This window comes from Streptomyces sp. NBC_00102 (assembly GCF_026343115.1).
Lineage (GTDB): Bacteria > Actinomycetota > Actinomycetes > Streptomycetales > Streptomycetaceae > Streptomyces.
In genome coordinates, this window is the sequence record NZ_JAPEMC010000001.1 from 6,242,528 (window position 1) to 6,258,624 (window position 16,097).

The window sequence follows — 16,097 nt, forward strand, 5'->3', positions numbered from 1 at the left end:
TGCTGTGTCAGCTCTGCTCGGTGTCCTTCCCTCCCGCCGCCTTCGACGGCAGCTCGCCCGCCCGGTCGACCACGCCCCAGCCGGTCCGCGCGAGGCTGGAAAGGAGAGTTCCGGCCTCCCCGTACAAGGTGTCCTCGGTGAGATAGCTGCGCGAACCGAGGAAGGAGAGGTCGGTCCGGTCGAAGACCCACTCGGTGCGGGTGCCGTAGCGGGTGTCCTCGCGGGCGATGCCCAGCCCGTGCCGCCCGAGGGCGTCTGTCGTCGCGGACGGCGGGAACGCCGGTGCGCAGCGCCACCGCGGAGATGCGGTGCAGCAGCGCCGGACCGCCACGGCCGGTGGCGTCGGCGGTGGGCGAGGCGGACGCGGAGGCGGTGGGCCGGTTCGGGCCGGGGGCGACGGCGAGGGTGGCGACCACCACCCCGGCGAGAGCGAGCGCGGACAGCGGTACGAGCACGGCGGGGCGGAGGAGGAGGCGGCGGGCCGGCCGGCCGGACCCGGTGGCCCCGGGGGCGGTCGCGGTGGTGCCGGCCTGTTCGGCCGTGTCGTGGTCGATGAGGTTCATGAGCAGTTCCTTGTGGTGACGGTGCCGCTCGGGGGAGAGCACGTCGACGTCCGGGGCCGGCATCAGCCGGGCGATCTCCCGGGCGTCGGCGTCCGGCAACTCCCGGACGCCGCGCCGGTCCTGGGACAGGCCGGTGTCGTCGTGGTTCTGGCTCATCGGGTCTCCTCCCGTACGGGCAGGGCCGCGAGTGCGGCCGACCGGCACGCCGAGGGCTTGCGCCGCCTGCGCGTAGTCGAGGCCGGACCACACGCAGAGGGAGAGCACCTCCCGCTCGTGACGGCGCAGTCTCCCCAGTGTGTGCTGGACCGCCCGCAGCCTTTCCGTGTCGTCGAGGCGGTCCACCGTCTCCGGGGCGAAGTCGGGTACCACCTCCGGCCTCGGTCGGCGGGCGAGGAAGGCGATGCGGCGGCGGGCCCCGCGCCGGGCGTTCTCGCACGTGTGGGTGGCGATGCCGAGGAGCCAGGGGAGCAGCGGACCACCCTCTTCCGTCACGGTCTCCCGTCGGCGCCAGGCGGTCAGAAAGGTCTCCGACATGATGTCCTCGGCGACCGAGCGGTCGCCCGTCAGCCGCAGCGCGTGCCGGTGGACCTGGGGCGCGCACTCCTCGTACAGCTCGGCGAACGCCTCGCGTTCACCCGCGCGCACGCGTCGGCGCAGGTCGTCGTCTTCTTGTTCCCTCACACCTGTCATCTCTCCGCGGCACGGCCCGGGTTCCTGTGACCTGCGTCATGCCGGTCCGCCCGGACGCGCCACCGCCCCCGGCGTGGTGCGCCGGGGGCGGCCGGGTGGGAGCGGTACGGGGTTCAGCGCAGCTGCTCGTACGCGGGCAGCGTGAGGAACTCCGTGTAGTCGGTGTCCAGCGCCACTTGGAGGAGCAGGTCGTGGGCCTGCTGCCAGCGGCCGGCCGCGAAGGCCTCCTCGCCGATCTCGGCGCGGACGGTGGCCAGTTCTTCGGCGGCGACCTCGCGTGCCAGGTCGGCGGTGGCGTGTTCGCCGTTCTCGAAGACCACGTCCGCGTTGATCCACTGCCAGATCTGCGAGCGGGAGATCTCCGCCGTCGCCGCGTCCTCCATGAGGCCGAAGATGGCCACCGCGCCCGTGCCGCGCAGCCACGCCTCGATGTAGCGGATGCCGACCGCGACGGCGTTGCGCCAACCCTCGTACGTGGGGCGGGCGTCCAGGCTGTCGACGGCGATCAGGTCGCCCGCCGCGACCGAGACGTCCTCGCGGAGCCGGTCCTTCTGGTTCGGCTTCTCGCCGAGCACCGCGTCGAAGGAGGCGAGGGCGATCGGGACCAGGTCCGGGTGGGCGACCCAGGAGCCGTCGAAGCCGTCGGCGGCTTCGCGGTCCTTGTCCGCCTTGACCTTCTCGAACGCGACCTTGTTGGCCTCGGCGTCCCGGCGCGAGGGGATGAAGGCCGCCATGCCGCCGATGGCGTGCGCGCCCCTCTTGTGGCAGGTGCGGACGAGGAGTTCGGTGTACGCGCGCATGAACGGGGCGGTCATCGTGACCGCGTTGCGGTCCGGCAGGACGAACTTCGTACCGCCGTCACGGAAGTTCTTGACGATGGAGAAGAGGTAGTCCCAGCGCCCGGCGTTGAGGCCGGAGGCGTGGTCCCGCAACTCGTAGAGGATCTCCTCCATTTCGTAGGCGGCGGTGATCGTCTCGATGAGGACGGTGGCGCGGACCGTGCCCTGCGGGATGCCGGTGTACTCCTGGGCGAAGACGAAGACGTCGTTCCATAGGCGGGCCTCCAGGTGGGACTCGGTCTTCGGGAGGTAGAAGTACGGGCCCTTGCCGAGATCGATCAGCCGCTGGGCGTTGTGGAAGAAGTACAGGCCGAAGTCGACCAGCGCGCCGGGTACCGGGGTCCCGTCGAGCTGGAGATGACGCTCGTCCAGGTGCCAGCCGCGCGGGCGGGTGACCACGGTCGCCAGCTCCCCGGCTGGCCGCAGGGCGTACGTCTTCCCGGACTTCGGGTCGGTGAAGTCGATGCGGCGCTCGTAGGCGTCGATCAGATTGAGCTGCCCGAGGACGACGTTCTCCCAGGTGGGGGCCGAGGCGTCCTCGAAGTCGGCGAGCCAGATCCGGGCGCCGGAGTTGAGCGCGTTGATCGTCATCTTCCGGTCCGTCGGCCCGGTGATCTCCACCCGGCGGTCGTCCAGAGCCGGCGGGGCGGGCGCCACCCGCCACGAGTCGTCGGCGCGGACCCCGGCCGTACCGGGCAGGAAGTCCAGGGTGGAGGTGCGGGCGATCTCCGCGCGGCGCTCGGCCCGGCGGGCGAGCAGCTCGTCGCGGCGGGGGGTGAACCGCCGGTGCAGCTCGGCCACGAACGCGAGGGCCGCCTCGGTCAGCACCTCCTCCTGCCGGGGCAGGGGTTCGGCGTCGACGATGACCAGCGGGGAGGGCGCCGGTACGGACATGAGCGGTCACTCCTTCAGGGGGGCGGGCGGGCGGGCGTGGGGTGCGGGCAGGCGTGCGGCGCGGCGCGGGCGTATGGCGCCTGCGGGCTCTTCACGCCTTCCTCGCCTTCTGGCTAGTGGATAGTAGTTTCCTCATCGTGGAACCTCAATGGCTGGACGGTACGGCGCGGCGCCCCGGGACCGGCGGTTCACCCTCGGGCCCCACCGGCGGCAGCCGACGGAGTCCTCAGGGGTGGCGGCGTGGCCGCAGTGCGGCCGCTGCTGTGTGAGGGACGTGAGTGACGGTCTCGCTTCACGTACGGTGACGGGGTGTCTCAGAGTCCGGATCGGCCGCTGTTGCCGTCTCGTCAGCAAGTCGGCAACCTACGTGAGTTCCTCCACGCGAGGACGTACTCGGCTGCTTCGGTCACCATCCGGCTCGACGGTGCGCCCGCGCATGCTGCGGGCTCGCCATTGGATGACGTGAGCAAGGTCTCGGATGCCCTGTACGAGATTGTCGACGGTCTTGCCAGGCGGGTGCTGGACGCGGTTTTTTCCGGGCAGTCGGATGCTGAGGCGCGTGACGCATGGGTCGCACTCTTGCTGGTCGCCCAGAACTGGCGGGACGCCCCAGGTCTGCCGGCGGACCTGAAGACCCTGGTCGATGAGGCCTTTCCACTCTGACGGGCGGTAACCGGTGGACCGTCACCGGAGGCTGTCTCTGCGAGGCGAGAGGCTCGGTTCCGAGGGCTCGGTCCCGGTGATGTCCGCATCACCTGGGATGCTTCTGCGCATGAAACAGAAGGCCGTGCCCGCCCTCACACAGATCACCGGGGTGCACGAGGTCTCCTCCGACCTGAGGCGACAGCTCGTCAGCTGCTGGATCGCGGTCACGAACATCGGCGGAGCTGCGGGATTCCCCTTCCCGCCCGTCCGCGACGACGACGTCGAACCGGCCGTGGACGACCTTCTCGGTCATCTCGACCCATCGCGCAGCCGTCTCCTCGTCGCGAGGTTCGGGGAGGACGTCGCCGGATGGGTTCTCCTCAGGCACGATCCCTTCCGGCTCGTCGCGCACTGGGGGTCCGTCCACCACCTCCAGACCCATCCGGACTTCCGCGGCCGTGGTGTCGGCTCCGCTCTCATGCGGGAACTGCGGACGGTTGCCCGTGACGAGCTCGGGCTCGAACAACTGCGTCTCGCGGCCCGAGGGAAAGAAGGGCTGGAGGACTTCTACGGCCACCTCGGGTGGCGGGAGGCAGGCCGCTGGCCCGGCGCCCTGCGCCTCGCGCCCGACGACACCCGGGACGAGGTCCTGATGCTCCTTGATCCGCTCTGACCGACAGCCTCTGAGAAGTGTCCTCTTGACCACTCGCGGGCCCGGACGAGGATGGCGGAGAGCAGGAGTTGCCTGACAGGCACGGCGAGCCTGTCTGTTCGCACGGCTGGGCGTGGCGAAGAACGGATCGGCGTGGCCGAACGGGCCCCAGGTGCCGGAGATGCGGAACGTCACTCCGGTCTGCCATCATGAGTGAAACGGAACATCGCTCCATAAAGGTACGGAACGTCGTTCCGTAGTGCGGGCTACGGAGGGAGCGTCGCGGTGGGCGACAGTGATCGGGACGGGGAGCTAGACGGTCGGGGCGGGCCGGACGGGCAGGGCGCGGGGCGGGACGCGGCGGGTGCGGCCGTACCCAAGCGCAAGGACGTCCGCCGCAACCAGCAGGCCCTGCTGGACGCGGCGGGGGCGGTCTTCGTCGCTTCGGGCGTGGACGCGCCGGTACGGGACATCGCGGCCAAGGCCGGTGTCGGCCTCGGCACGGTCTACCGCCACTTCCCCACCCGCGCGGACCTGGTCATCGCCGTCTACCGCCACCAGGTCGACGCCTGCGCCGAAGCCGGGCCGGACCTGCTGGCGGCCGGCCCGACACCCCGCGCCGCACTGGAGCGGTGGATCGGCTTCTTCGTCGACTTCCTGGTCACCAAGCACGGTCTGGCGGCCGCGATGCAGGGGGACAGGGCCGGCTTCGAGACGCTGCACGACTACTTCCTGGAGCGCCTCCTGCCGGTGTGCGCCGAACTCCTCGACGCGGCCGCCGCATCCGGCGAGATCCGTGCCGACATCGACGCGTACCACCTCATGCGCGGCATCGGGAACCTCTGCATCGGCTCCGACGAGGACCCCCGGTACGACGCTCGTCGGCTCGTCGCCCTCCTCGTCGCGGGGCTGCGGCAGCCGTCCTGACCCGCCGCCCGGGAGCGAGCCGATAGCCAGTGCCGCGTCGGCCAGGGTTTGCCCCGTCGCGGCGGGCAAACCCTGGCCGACGCGGCCCTAGAGGACGTCGGCGAGAGCCACGGCGGGACGGCCGAGCGCCGCTGTCAGGTTGCGCCGCTGGCGCTCGGTCAGGGAGTTGAGGAAGACCACCGCGTCCGCGTCGGTCTCCTCGCAGACCCGGGCCACCTCGCGGACCTTCCCGTGACTCAGCAGGGTCCGCGAGGAGTAGGGGAGCGCCATCGTCCGGACCCCGCCGTCCGACACTCCTCGTCTCTGGACGATTCGCGCGGTGGTCCGGGCGCCGCGTGCGGCCAGCTCCGCGGCGGCCGACGCCATGAGCACTTCGAAGTCCTTCTGCCGGGCGGAGAAGTAGCCGACCAGGACCACGTCGACGCCGCCCGCGTCCGGGAGCCTGAATGCCCGGTCCTGGACCTGCTCCCGTGGCGCACGGCGAGCCGGGCGCCTGTCGCGTCGTCGGGGCTGATGCATGCGGGACAGACTAGGGGGCGACCGGGAGGGGACCGGAAGTCCTCGGGAAGGGCTGCCCGCCGGTTCCGGTCCCGCCCGCGCCCGTGAGGTCCGGCCCGCGGGCGGTCACCGGCCGTCCAGGCGCCCCAGGTCCTCCGGGGTGTCGATGTCGTACGCCTCCGCCACGTCCGCGCACTCGACGAGCGTGAGCGCCTCCCGGTGCTCCCGCAGATAGGCGCGGGCCCCCTGGTCGCCGGTGGCGGCTGCCGACACTCCCGCCCAGTGGTCCGCGCCGAGGAGTACCGGGTGGCCCCGCCGGCCGTCGTACGAGGCTGCCGCGAGGCTCGCAGGCGAGGTGTGGGCCGCGCGGACCCGGGACACCGCCTCGGCGGCGATGCCGGGCTGGTCGACGAGGAGGACGAGCGCCGCGTCCGCTCCGGTCCCCGCGAGTGCGGTCAGACCCGCGCGCAGCGAACTGCCCATGCCCTGGTGCCACTCCGGGTTGACCGTCACCGTGCATCCCGCGAGCCGGGCCCGGGACCGTACTTCCTCGGCGGCGGCGCCGAGCACCACCGTGATCCGGTCACAGCCACCTTCGCGCAGTGAGCGAATCGCGTGTTCGATCAGCGGGCGTCCTCGGTGGGTGAGAAGCGCCTTGGGCCGGCCGCCGAGACGCCGGCCGCCGCCGGCGGCGAGCAGTACCCCGGTGACCAGGGGATTCTTCCGCACAGGAACCATGTGCACTGGATACCACCGACACGCTGTCGAACGGGCTCGCACACGCGAAAGTGGGGTCACTCTCAGGGGTAACCCCGATTTCTCGTCACGGAGTGGCGCCGGCCACCTTCGATGGCGTTAACTTGCCTCCACTCCGGAGCACTTGACCATGCGCCGGGGCGCGAAAGGCATACGGCACGACGGCGTGCGAGGGGGAGTGCATTGTTGCGAAGTGTGGAGCAGAAGCGGGTGACCGGGAGCGGCGAGGACCCCAGGGTCACGGAGTTGCGGACATCGGTGTCCCGGCTCCGTCGCGAGCTGGCCGGGCTTCCCGCGGACTTCTCCGACCGGGGAATCGCGGAGGAGGAGCTTGCCGCGCTGGACGCCATGGCGGTCAGCGGGGTGCCGGAGATCCCCCGGCTCCGCCGTTCCCTGCTGCTGATCGCGGGGGCGATCGGCTCGGTGAGCGCGCTGGCGCCCGGACTCCGGGCGGTACGCAACGCGGTGGATCTCTTCGGGGAGCCGCCGCGCGGGTGACACGGCACGCGGCCGGGCGTCGAAAGGCGTACGCGGGTCGTGCGCGGGCCGGACACGGGTCGTATACGAGGAGGGGCGGCGGGGACATCGTGTCCCCGCCGCCCCTCCTCGTACGAGCCGGTGCTCCGGCCGGACCGTGCCGGGCGCTCAACCCCCCGCCGTGAGAACCTCGGAGAGCTCCTTCGCCGTCTGCCGGAGGATCGGGACGATCCGTTCCGTCGCCGCCTCCGTGACCCGTCCTGACGGGCCCGAGATGGAGATCGCGGCGGCGGTGGGGGAGTCGGGCACGGCGACGGCCAGACACCGCACCCCCATCTCCTGCTCGTTGTCGTCGATGGCGTACCCGGTGAGGCGGACCTGCTCCAGCGCTTCGAGGAAACCGTCCGGGGTGGTGATCGTCTTCTCCGTGGCGGCCGGCATCCCGGTGCGCGCCAGCAGCGCCCGTACCTCCTCGGGCGAGGCGTGCGCGAGCAGCGCCTTGCCGACGCCGGTGGAGTGCGGCAGCACCCGGCGGCCCACCTCGGTGAACATCCGCATCGAATGCTTCGAGGGGACCTGCGCGACGTACACGACCTCGTCGCCGTCGAGCAGCGCCATGTTCGCGGTCTCGCCCGTCTCCTCCACCAGGTGCTGGAGGTAGGGCCGTGCCCAGGTGCCGAGCAGCCGCGACGCGGACTCGCCGAGGCGGATGAGCCGGGGGCCCAGGGCGTAGCGGCGGTTGGGCTGCTGGCGCACGTATCCGCAGGCCACCAGGGTGCGCATCAGGCGGTGGATGGTGGGGAGCGGCAGACCGCCGGCAGCGGAGAGCTCGCTCAGGCCCACCTCGCCCCCGGCGTCGGCCATCCGCTCCAGCAGATCGAAGGCGCGCTCCAGGGACTGCACCCCGCCGCTGGAACCGGCGGTCTTGGAGTCGGAAGTGCTGGCGTCGGACGGCGGCACGTCAACGGTCCTTTCGAAGCGGGAGGCAAGGTTGCAGCGTACCGGGGCGGTCGCGTTCCGCGCACTGCTCGTGGCACGGTGTATGTGCCGGTCAGGGGCTGTTTTCCGCTACCTCGGGCGGGCCCGGGGAGGTTTCGCGGAGTGCCCTGCACCCCCATGAGCTTCCGAAATCCGGAAGCCTGATTCTGTTTCACGGAAGTTTCCGCCCGTCCTCGTGTCCCTGCCGAGGGTGCCCCGCGCGGCGCGCTCCGGCGGAGGAAGGGTCTTGACGGAGGGGAGACCCGCATGAAGACTCCCCGCATGGAGCCCCCTTCAACAGTTCGTTGAAATCGCCGAGGAGTCGCCGGGGACGCCGGGGAGTCGCCGGGGACGCCGAGGAGTCGCCGGGGACGCCGAGGAGTCGCCGAGGAACGGCTGGGGGAATCTCCGGGAAGCGCGGGGGATCGCCGAGGGGTCCCGACGCGGTCAAGCGGAGTGAGGAGCACGGGTGTTCGGTGCGGACGTGCGGAAAGACCTGAACGCCGACGGGCGTACCCCGGCGGGCAGGGTACCGGATCTGATGCTGCGCTCGACCCGCGTCGTCACCCCCGCGGGGACACGCCCCGCCCTGGTCGCGGTCTCGGCCGGGCGGATCGACGCGGTCCTGCCCCACGACGCCGAAGTGCCGCCGGGCACACGGCTGGAGGAGCTCGGCGACCTGGCCCTCCTCCCCGGCCTGGTCGACACCCACGTCCACGTCAACGACCCGGGGCGCACCGCATGGGAGGGGTTCTGGACCGCCACCCGGGCGGCGGCGGCCGGAGGCGTCACGACTCTCCTCGACATGCCGCTCAACTCCCTCCCCCCGACCACCACCGTCGGGCACCTGAGGACCAAGCAGCGGGTCGCCGCCCCCAAAGCGCATGTGGACACCGGCTTCTGGGGCGGCGCGATCCCGGTGAACACCAAGGAACTGCGCCCGCTCCACGAGGCCGGAGTCTTCGGCTTCAAATGCTTCCTCTCGCCGTCCGGCGTCGAAGAGTTCCCGCACCTGGACCAGGAGGAGCTGGGGCGCTCGATGGCCGAGATCGCGGGCTTCGGCGGTCTGCTCATCGTCCACGCTGAGGACCCCGGCCACTTGGACGCGGCCCCGCAGCAAGGCGGCCCCGCCTACGCGGACTTCCTGGCCTCGCGACCCCGCGCCGCGGAAAACGCCGCGATCGAGGGGCTGATCGCCCACGCCAAGCGGCTCGACGCCCGCGTCCACGTCCTGCACCTCTCGTCCGGCGACGCGCTGCCGCTCATCGCCGCCGCCCAGCGCGAGGGCGTACGTGTCACGGTCGAGTCCTGCCCGCACTTCCTCACCCTCACCGCCGAGGAAGTGCCGGACGGGGCGACCGAGTTCAAATGCTGCCCGCCCATCCGGGAGGCGGCCAACCAGGACGCGCTGTGGCAGGGGCTCGCCGACGGGGTCATCAGCTGCGTCGTCTCCGACCACTCGCCGTGCACCACCGACCTGAAGACGCCCGACTTCGCCTCCGCCTGGGGCGGCATCTCCTCGCTCCAGCTGGGACTGCCCGCGATCTGGACCGAGGCCCGGCGGCGCGGTCACTCCCTCGACGACGTGGTGCGGTGGATGTCCGCAGGACCTGCCGTGCTCGCCGGACTGGACCGCAAGGGCGCCGTCGAGCCGGGCCGCGACGCCGACTTCGTCGTACTCGACCCCGAGGCCACCTTCACCGTCGACCCGGCCGAACTCCAGCACCGCAACCGCGTCACCGCGTACGCGGGCCGCACGCTGCACGGCGTCGTCACCTCGACCTGGCTGCGCGGCGAACGCATCGTCCACGACGGCGTGTTCGCCGATCCCTCCGGCCGCCTCCTCGAAAGGAACCACCGACCATGACGGAGCCCGTACCGCCGCGCTGGACCGGAGACGCCCTCCCCTACACGGGGGGCGACCCCTACGCCGACTACCGCACCCCGGGCCCCGCGGGATTCCCTTTCGGCCACCTCGTGGACCTCGCCGGACGCCGGCTCGGTGCCGGTGTGGTGGCCGCCAACGACGAGTTCTTCGCGGATCGGGAGAACCTGCTGACGCCCGGCCCCGCGGTCTTCGACCCCGAACACTTCGGGCACAAGGGCAAGATCATGGACGGCTGGGAGACCCGCCGCCGCCGCGGAGCGAGCGCGGACCGCCCGCACCCCGAGGACGAGGACCACGACTGGGCGCTCGTACGGCTCGGTGCCCCCGGCATCGTGCGGGGACTGGTCGTCGACACCGCCCACTTCCGGGGCAACTACCCCCGCGCCGTCTCCGTGGAGGCCACCGCGTTGCCGGGCTCGCCCTCGCCCGAGGAGTTGCTTGCGCCGGACGTGAAGTGGACGACGTTGGTGCCCCGTACGGAGATCGCCGGCCACGCCGCCAACGGCTTCACGGTCGACACCGAACAGCGCTTCACCCATCTGCGGGTCAACCAGCACCCCGACGGGGGCATCGCCCGGCTCCGGGTCCACGGCGAGGTCGTGCCCGACCCCGCCTGGCTCACCGCGCTCGGCACCTTCGACCTGCTGGCCCTGGAGAACGGCGGCCAGGTGGAAGACGCCTCGGACCGCTTCTACTCCCCGGCCACCAACACCATCCAGCCCGGCCGCTCCCGGCAGATGGACGACGGCTGGGAGACCCGCCGCCGGCGGGACCGGGGCAACGACTGGATCCGCTACACACTCCCCGCCGAGGCGGAGATCCGGGCCGTGGAGATCGACACCGCCTACCTCAAGGGCAACGCGGCCGGCTGGGCGACGCTCTCGCTGAGCGACGGACCGGACGGGGGCGGCGCGGACGGCGGGACATGGACCGAGTTCCTGCCCCGGACCCGACTCCAGCCGGACACCAACCACCGCTTCGTGCTGGAGACCCCGGTCCGCGCCACCCGGGTGCGCATCGACATCTTCCCGGACGGCGGGATCTCCCGGCTGCGCCTCTTCGGCTCCCTCACCGAGACCGGAGCGAGCCGACTGGCGGCCCGTCACCATGAGCTGGGGGACTGAGGGCTTTGCGGGGATCACGGTGTGCTTCCCGCTCCGGTCGCCGTTGTCGTGGTACACGCACTCCGGACGAGGCTCGTGGTCAACATGCGTAAACGCGGGTGGTGTTGTGCTACCTGTTCAACCAAGGTGCCACCCTCCGAGGGGCTGTTCGCGGGTGCAGACCCCGCCCGTCGCGCGCACCACGTGAGTCCCCGCCGGAACTGTGGCTTCCGTCATGGCGAACACGATCTTGTCCTGGTGGGATCGGGACATGCTCGGACTTCTCTTCCGTCTCCTGCCCTTCTGGGTCCGTGAGCCCCTGTTCATCGTGGTCGGGTCGGTCTTCGGCGTACGCATCATGTTTCTCGCCGTCAGTGAGGAGGAATGGGCGGCAGCCGGGATCGGGATGGTGTTCCTGGCGTTCACCGCGGTGCGTGTCCACACGGTGGTACGGGCTCTGCGCGCACGACGGAACCCGAGCCCGGCGGCCCCCGGGGGCGGGGCCGTCTCCGACGCTGCCGTCCAGCCGCAGCCGCAGGCTCCGGTGGGGCAGCGTCCCGTCCCAGCCGCTCCGCAGAAGGAACCGAACGCGTGGGGCCAGGCCGCCGCGGCCGTGGGCGTGTTCGCGGCACTCGGGGTCGCGGTGTGGCTGGGTCCCCATCTGCAGTCCACCGACGACGACAGCACGCCGCAGGCCGTCTCGTGTCCGCGCGGGGACGACGAGGAACTTCCGAGCGCCTACAGGCAGACGCCCCAGGCAGTCACCGCCGAGGAACTGTGCAAGGCGCTCAACAGGCCGGACCTGGCCACGTTGCTCGGAACGCCCGGGGAGATCGCGACCTCGGCATCCGGCAACAGCAACACCGCTCTCCTCACCGACGGGAAGGTCGCCCAACCCGAGGCCGAGGTCCAGTTCCACACCTACACCGTGAACGTCTCGGCCACGTACGACAAGCTTTCGATCGCCCAGTACGTGAAGGTGATGGAGTTCGGGGAGGAGACGGACATCAAGAAGCTGTCGGTCATGGGCCGGCCCGCGGTTCTCTCCTCGCAGCACACCATGTCGATCCGGATCAATCCCGGGAGCGATGGATCCGGCGGATCCATCGGGCAAGGACCCCTGGCCAGAACGCTGTCCGTCGCCTTCGACGGGAAGGACCGGGGCGGCTACTACGACATCACCGTGTGGGGCAGGTCCGGCGCTTTTCCGGACGACAGCGCACTCCTCGACATCGCCGAGGCCGTTCTCCCGACGATTCCCGAGCGGGCTGTGTGACGGAGGACTGTCCCGCAAGGGCAGGGCGCCGGACCCGTCTGCCCGTGCACGGGGGAGCGCGCCAGGGTCCACCGGCGTTCCCACCGGCCGGCGGACGCTTCGGGCAGCAGGTGCGCGGCGTCCGAAGGCACGGGCCGCCGCCGGACGCCCCGTGACGGAGCCCGGGAAGCGAGCGCGCGCGAGGCCCGGCCCGGTGTGCCCGGAAGGTTCGGTACGGAGTGGTATGTCACCCTGGTCGCGGTGCCGTCCGGGCCTCCGGAGCCCGGCGGCGCGTCACCGCACGTCCCGACCAGGAGCAGCCATGATCTTCATCGCCGTCAAGTTCACCGTCCTCGTCGCCGAGCGCGACAACTGGCTCCCGGCGGTGGAGGAGTTCACCCTCGCCACCCGCTCCGAGCCGGGGAACCTGTTCTTCGAGTGGTCGTACAGCGTGGAGAACCCCAACCAGTTCGTCCTCCTCGAAGCGTTCGCGTCCGCTGAGGCGGGCGAGGCGCACGTGAAGTCGGCCCACTTCCAGGCCGCCGTCAAGACGATGTCGTCCCTGGTCGCCGAGGTCCCCGAGATCATCAACGTCGAGGTCCCCGGCGACGGCTGGTCCCGGATGGCGGAGGTCACGCCGGTCAACCGGTGACCCTGTGAGCGGCGGCTCGGCCCGTCGACAGTCCGGGACGCCCCCGCCGGAGACGGCCCCGGTCCTACCACCGGTTGTGCGCCTCCTCGGCCCACCCGACCAGCCCGTCGAGATCCGTCGTCGTCCCGTCGTCGGTCAGTGCCCAGCCGCTGAAGGTGCCGAAGCACTGGTGGGTCTCGTTCGCGAGGACGCCCAGGTTGGTGCGGGTGGCCCTCTCGTGGAACGGATGGAACCACACGTCCACCCGCTCGCCGCCGATGTGCCACGGCCGGAGCCAGTCGGACCGGTCGTAGCTCCACCTGAGGTCCTCGCCGATCTTGTGCAGGCGGCCGTCGACGAAGAGGGCGTTCTCGGTGGTGCCGGTACCGTCGGTCCAGGTGCCGCCCAGCTGGATCGCGCGTCCCGGAGCCGCCCCCGCCGCCCAGTTCCACCGGATCGCGTACGGCCACTTGCCACGGCCGTGATCCAGTACGGCGAAAGCGCCCGGGCCGCCGACCTCGTGGCTCCGCCCGTCCAGCGACAGCGTGCCGCGCACCGGACGGCCGACGTCCTTGACGGTGTACTGGAACCGCCTGTCGCTCCACGGCACGACCACCCCGAGCGCTTCGTGGCCCTCGGGCAAGGGCACCTCCACGTCGAGGCGGACGCCGGGAGCCGCCGCGTGGATCGTGGCGCCGTCCGGGGTCTGCACGATCCTGATCTCCAGCTTTCCGCCCCGGACCGAGACCTCGCCCTCGCCGCTGCGCGCGGGCAGCACCGTGCCACGCGCCAGCGGCACCACCGTGTCCGTGCTGCGCTCGGCGCCGGACGCCCGGTCCAGCACGTACAACCCGTGCACACCCGCGTAGTCCAGCGACGAGGCGACCAGGCCGACGATGTGGTCCGGTGTGACGATGCCCCAGTACTCCCAGCGCTTCGCCCGGCCCCAGCCGCTCAGGTTGGCGGTGTGCAGGGGGCGCCGGGTCCAGCCGACCGCCGCGGGGTTCAGCCGCCCGTCGGGGCGGCAGAGGGCGACGGGGGACGTCAACTCCGGCTCATGTGTCATCCGCGCAGAATAGGGCCACCGCGCGGGCACGGGGCCGGGCGGGCGGGACCCGCCCCGGGCCCCGGGGCACGTACGGGAGCGGCCGGTGGCTCAGAACTCCTCGTGGTCGTCCGGGTCGCCACCGAAGCGGTGCCGGTTTCCCGAGCCGATCCGGTCCATCTGGTCCGGCGTCAGCTCGAAGCCGAACAGATCCAGGTTCTCCCGCTGCCGGCCCGGGTCGGCCGACTTGGGGATCGGTACCACCCCCAGCTGGGTGTGCCACCGCAGCACCACCTGACCGGGCGTCACCCCGTGCTCGCGGGCGATGGCCACGGTCTCCGTCGCCTCCAGCACCTCACGGCCGCGCGCCAGCGGACTCCAGGCCTCCGTCACGATGCCCTTCGCCGCGTGCACCTCCCTCAACTCGTCCTGGGGGAGCAGCGGATGCAGCTCGATCTGGTTGACCACGGGCAGTACCCCGGTCTCCCGCTCCAGCCGGTCGAGCTGCGCGGGGGTGAAGTTGGAGACGCCGATGGAGCGGATCAGCCCGTCCTCGCGGAGTTTGATCATCGCCTTCCAGGTGTCCACGTACCTGTCCACCCGCGGCAGCGGCCAGTGGATGAGATAGAGGTCGACGTACTCGACGCCGAGCGCGGTCCGCGACTCCTCGAAGGAGGCCAGCGTCTCCTCGTAGCCGTGGTGGCGGCCGGGCACCTTGGTGGTGACGGTGATCTCCTCGCGCGGCACCCCGCTGCGGGCGATCCCGCGGCCGGTGCCGCGCTCGTTGCCGTAGTTCTTGGCCGAGTCGACGAGGCGGTAGCCGAGGCCCAGCGCCCCGGCGACGGCCTTCTCCGCCCCGTCGTCGTCCAGGGGATATGTGCCGAGACCGACCGCGGGGAGGCTGCGGTGGTCCAGAAGGGCGAGCTGGGGAGTGGTGCTCATGATCGTCCTTTCCCGAATCCGTACGTCCCGCCAGCGTAGGACCGTCCTGCGGCCGCCGTCGGGTCGCGGGGAGTGGACCCCGTGGGAAGTGGGGGAGGGGCGTGCGCGGACGGGCGAACGGGTGACACCCGCCCGGGAAAGCGGGTGACGCCCGCGACCGGCACCGGATAACGTGGGCCGGTCCGTGTGCGAGCCAGCGAGGTCTCCACGCCGCATCCGTCGCGGAGAGGTCCCCGTCGCGGAACCCCCGTCGCGGAACCCCAGCCGGGGAGTCCACTCCGGGGAGTCCACGCCGTGGAACCCCGCCGTGGAACCCCGTCGTGGAGAACCCAGGAGTACCAGGTGTCCGCTGTCGCCGTGCCCGCCGCCCCGTCCCGACCCGCCTGGTCGACCGACCTGCCCGTGCTGGCGGTCGCCGTCGTCTGGGGATCGAGCTACCTCGCGGCCAAGGGCATCACCACCCCGCAGACCGTCGTCGCGGTCCTCGTACTGCGCTTCGCGGTCGTGCTGCCCGTCCTGGCCGTCGCCGGAGCGCGTGGCCTGAGGGCCCTGACGGCGGCCCAGTGGCGGGGTGCGGGGCTGCTCGGGCTGATCCTCAGCGGGATCTTCCTGCTGGAGACGTACGGCATCGTGCACACCTCGGCCACCAACGCCGGTCTCATCATCAGCCTGACCATGATCTTCACCCCGCTCGCCGAGTCGGTCGTCACCCGCACCCGGCCGACCGGCCGTTTCCTCCTCGCCGCCGGACTCTCGGTCCTGGGCGTGGTGCTGCTGACGCAGGGAGGCGGGTTCACCAGCCCGTCCGGCGGCGACCTGCTGATGCTGCTCGCCGCCCTCGCCCGTACGGTCCACGTCCTCGCGATGGCCCGGATCAAGGCCGTCCAGTCGGCCGACTCGCTCCCCCTGACCACCGTCCAGCTGGGCAGCGCGGTGGCCGTCTTCGCGGTGCTCGCCGCCGCGCCCGGTACCGGCGCCCCGCCCTGGACGGTGGCCGCCGGGTTCGGCGCGGGGGAGTGGGCCGGCCTGTTCTTCCTCGCCGCCTTCTGCACGCTCTTCGCGTTCTTCGTGCAGATGTGGGCGGTACGGCGCACCTCGCCGTCCCGGGTCAGCCTGCTGCTCGGTACGGAACCGCTGTGGGCCGCCGCCGTCGGCACCGCGATCGGCGGCGAGCGGCTCGGGGTCCTCGGGGCGGTGGGCGCCGTACTGGTTCTGGCAGGCACGGCCTGGGGCCGGCGCGGCGCACAGGTCTGAACCGGCCATGTGCAACCGCGTCCGGGGCCAGGAGGGTTGGACCGTCCCATGGTGAGGTAG

At 71.8% G+C, this 16,097-nt stretch carries 16 protein-coding genes and 1 pseudogene; 9 read left to right on the forward strand and 8 right to left on the reverse strand.

Annotated elements, in window-relative coordinates:
- Positions 1-7: 7 nt before the first annotated feature.
- From OHA55_RS27390 to aceB, 3 genes and pseudogenes are all read right to left on the reverse strand, one after another.
- Entirely contained in the window at positions 8-331 is a 324-nt protein-coding gene (locus OHA55_RS27390) for a hypothetical protein (protein WP_266710324.1), read from the reverse strand.
- A gap of 322 nt (positions 332-653) precedes the next feature.
- Positions 654-1,220 (reverse strand): annotated as a pseudogene (locus OHA55_RS27395) (RNA polymerase sigma factor); the annotation flags it as partial.
- Between the two features lie 146 nt (positions 1,221-1,366).
- Positions 1,367-2,986: a malate synthase A gene (gene aceB / locus OHA55_RS27400; protein WP_266710325.1), complete on the reverse strand. Its 1,620-nt coding sequence runs from the start codon at positions 2,984-2,986 to the stop codon at positions 1,367-1,369.
- Positions 2,987-3,295: 309 nt separating this feature from the next.
- Here aceB and OHA55_RS27405 point away from each other — a divergent pair, with 309 nt between their 5' ends.
- The 3 genes from OHA55_RS27405 (at position 3,296) to OHA55_RS27415 (ending at position 5,210) form a co-directional block, all read left to right on the forward strand.
- Entirely contained in the window at positions 3,296-3,649 is a 354-nt protein-coding gene (locus OHA55_RS27405; RefSeq protein ID WP_266710326.1) for a hypothetical protein, read from the forward strand.
- 109 nt (positions 3,650-3,758) lie between these two features.
- Entirely contained in the window at positions 3,759-4,304 is a 546-nt protein-coding gene (locus OHA55_RS27410) for a GNAT family N-acetyltransferase (protein WP_266710327.1), read from the forward strand.
- A 264-nt stretch (positions 4,305-4,568) separates the two neighbouring features.
- The gene (locus tag OHA55_RS27415; RefSeq protein ID WP_266710328.1) at positions 4,569-5,210 is read left to right on the forward strand and encodes a TetR/AcrR family transcriptional regulator; all 642 of its coding nucleotides are present in this window, start codon (positions 4,569-4,571) and stop codon (positions 5,208-5,210) included.
- Between the two features lie 87 nt (positions 5,211-5,297).
- On the opposite strand, the gene OHA55_RS27420 is transcribed toward OHA55_RS27415, so the two are convergent.
- Entirely contained in the window at positions 5,298-5,729 is a 432-nt protein-coding gene (locus OHA55_RS27420; protein ID WP_266710329.1) for a hypothetical protein, read from the reverse strand.
- A gap of 105 nt (positions 5,730-5,834) precedes the next feature.
- Entirely contained in the window at positions 5,835-6,446 is a 612-nt protein-coding gene (locus OHA55_RS27425) for an NTP transferase domain-containing protein (RefSeq protein WP_266710330.1), read from the reverse strand.
- Between the two features lie 213 nt (positions 6,447-6,659).
- Between OHA55_RS27425 and OHA55_RS27430 the strand changes: the two genes are divergently transcribed.
- A complete protein-coding gene (locus tag OHA55_RS27430; RefSeq protein ID WP_266710331.1) occupies positions 6,660-6,962 on the forward strand; it encodes a DUF5955 family protein in 303 nt (100 codons plus the stop codon).
- Positions 6,963-7,109: 147 nt separating this feature from the next.
- Here OHA55_RS27430 and OHA55_RS27435 read toward each other — a convergent pair whose 3' ends face one another.
- Positions 7,110-7,901 (reverse strand): IclR family transcriptional regulator, encoded by a 792-nt coding sequence (locus OHA55_RS27435; RefSeq protein ID WP_266710332.1) that lies wholly within the window; start codon positions 7,899-7,901, stop codon positions 7,110-7,112.
- A 559-nt stretch (positions 7,902-8,460) separates the two neighbouring features.
- On the opposite strand from OHA55_RS27435, the gene allB reads away from it, so the two are divergent.
- The 4 genes from allB to OHA55_RS27455 all read left to right on the forward strand — a co-directional run bounded on the left by allB (position 8,461) and on the right by OHA55_RS27455 (position 12,817).
- Entirely contained in the window at positions 8,461-9,786 is a 1,326-nt protein-coding gene (allB, locus tag OHA55_RS27440; RefSeq protein ID WP_266711200.1) for an allantoinase AllB, read from the forward strand.
- Positions 9,783-10,931 (forward strand): allantoicase, encoded by a 1,149-nt coding sequence (alc, locus tag OHA55_RS27445; RefSeq protein WP_266710333.1) that lies wholly within the window; start codon positions 9,783-9,785, stop codon positions 10,929-10,931. The genes allB and alc overlap by 4 nt, the downstream gene beginning before the upstream one ends.
- Before the next feature lie 250 nt (positions 10,932-11,181).
- Positions 11,182-12,186: a DUF6215 domain-containing protein gene (locus OHA55_RS27450; protein WP_266711202.1), complete on the forward strand. Its 1,005-nt coding sequence runs from the start codon at positions 11,182-11,184 to the stop codon at positions 12,184-12,186.
- Positions 12,187-12,487: 301 nt separating this feature from the next.
- Positions 12,488-12,817 (forward strand): putative quinol monooxygenase, encoded by a 330-nt coding sequence (locus OHA55_RS27455; protein ID WP_266710334.1) that lies wholly within the window; start codon positions 12,488-12,490, stop codon positions 12,815-12,817.
- Between the two features lie 64 nt (positions 12,818-12,881).
- Here the strand turns inward: OHA55_RS27455 and OHA55_RS27460 are convergent, their stop codons facing one another.
- Together OHA55_RS27460 and OHA55_RS27465 are read right to left on the reverse strand one after the other, a co-directional pair.
- Positions 12,882-13,862, reverse strand: a complete 981-nt coding sequence (locus tag OHA55_RS27460; RefSeq protein ID WP_266710335.1) for a DUF2804 domain-containing protein — start codon at positions 13,860-13,862, stop codon at positions 12,882-12,884.
- A gap of 90 nt (positions 13,863-13,952) precedes the next feature.
- Entirely contained in the window at positions 13,953-14,783 is an 831-nt protein-coding gene (locus OHA55_RS27465) for an aldo/keto reductase (RefSeq protein ID WP_266710336.1), read from the reverse strand.
- 342 nt (positions 14,784-15,125) lie between these two features.
- Between OHA55_RS27465 and OHA55_RS27470 the strand changes: the two genes are divergently transcribed.
- A complete protein-coding gene (locus OHA55_RS27470) occupies positions 15,126-16,037 on the forward strand; it encodes a DMT family transporter (protein ID WP_266710337.1) in 912 nt (303 codons plus the stop codon).
- Positions 16,038-16,097: the final 60 nt, after the last annotated feature.

Coding starts and splice junctions, on each gene's coding strand:
- OHA55_RS27450 (WP_266711202.1), top strand. CDS start 11,182: ATGCTCGGACTTCTCTTCCGTCTCCTGCCCTTCTGGGTCCGTGAGCCC.
- OHA55_RS27455 (WP_266710334.1), top strand. CDS start 12,488: ATGATCTTCATCGCCGTCAAGTTCACCGTCCTCGTCGCCGAGCGCGAC.
- OHA55_RS27460 (WP_266710335.1), bottom strand. CDS start 13,862: ATGACACATGAGCCGGAGTTGACGTCCCCCGTCGCCCTCTGCCGCCCC.
- OHA55_RS27410 (WP_266710327.1), top strand. CDS start 3,759: ATGAAACAGAAGGCCGTGCCCGCCCTCACACAGATCACCGGGGTGCAC.
- OHA55_RS27420 (WP_266710329.1), bottom strand. CDS start 5,729: ATGCATCAGCCCCGACGACGCGACAGGCGCCCGGCTCGCCGTGCGCCA.
- allB (WP_266711200.1), top strand. CDS start 8,461: ATGCTGCGCTCGACCCGCGTCGTCACCCCCGCGGGGACACGCCCCGCC.
- alc (WP_266710333.1), top strand. CDS start 9,783: ATGACGGAGCCCGTACCGCCGCGCTGGACCGGAGACGCCCTCCCCTAC.
- OHA55_RS27425 (WP_266710330.1), bottom strand. CDS start 6,446: ATGGTTCCTGTGCGGAAGAATCCCCTGGTCACCGGGGTACTGCTCGCC.
- OHA55_RS27465 (WP_266710336.1), bottom strand. CDS start 14,783: ATGAGCACCACTCCCCAGCTCGCCCTTCTGGACCACCGCAGCCTCCCC.
- aceB (WP_266710325.1), bottom strand. CDS start 2,986: ATGTCCGTACCGGCGCCCTCCCCGCTGGTCATCGTCGACGCCGAACCC.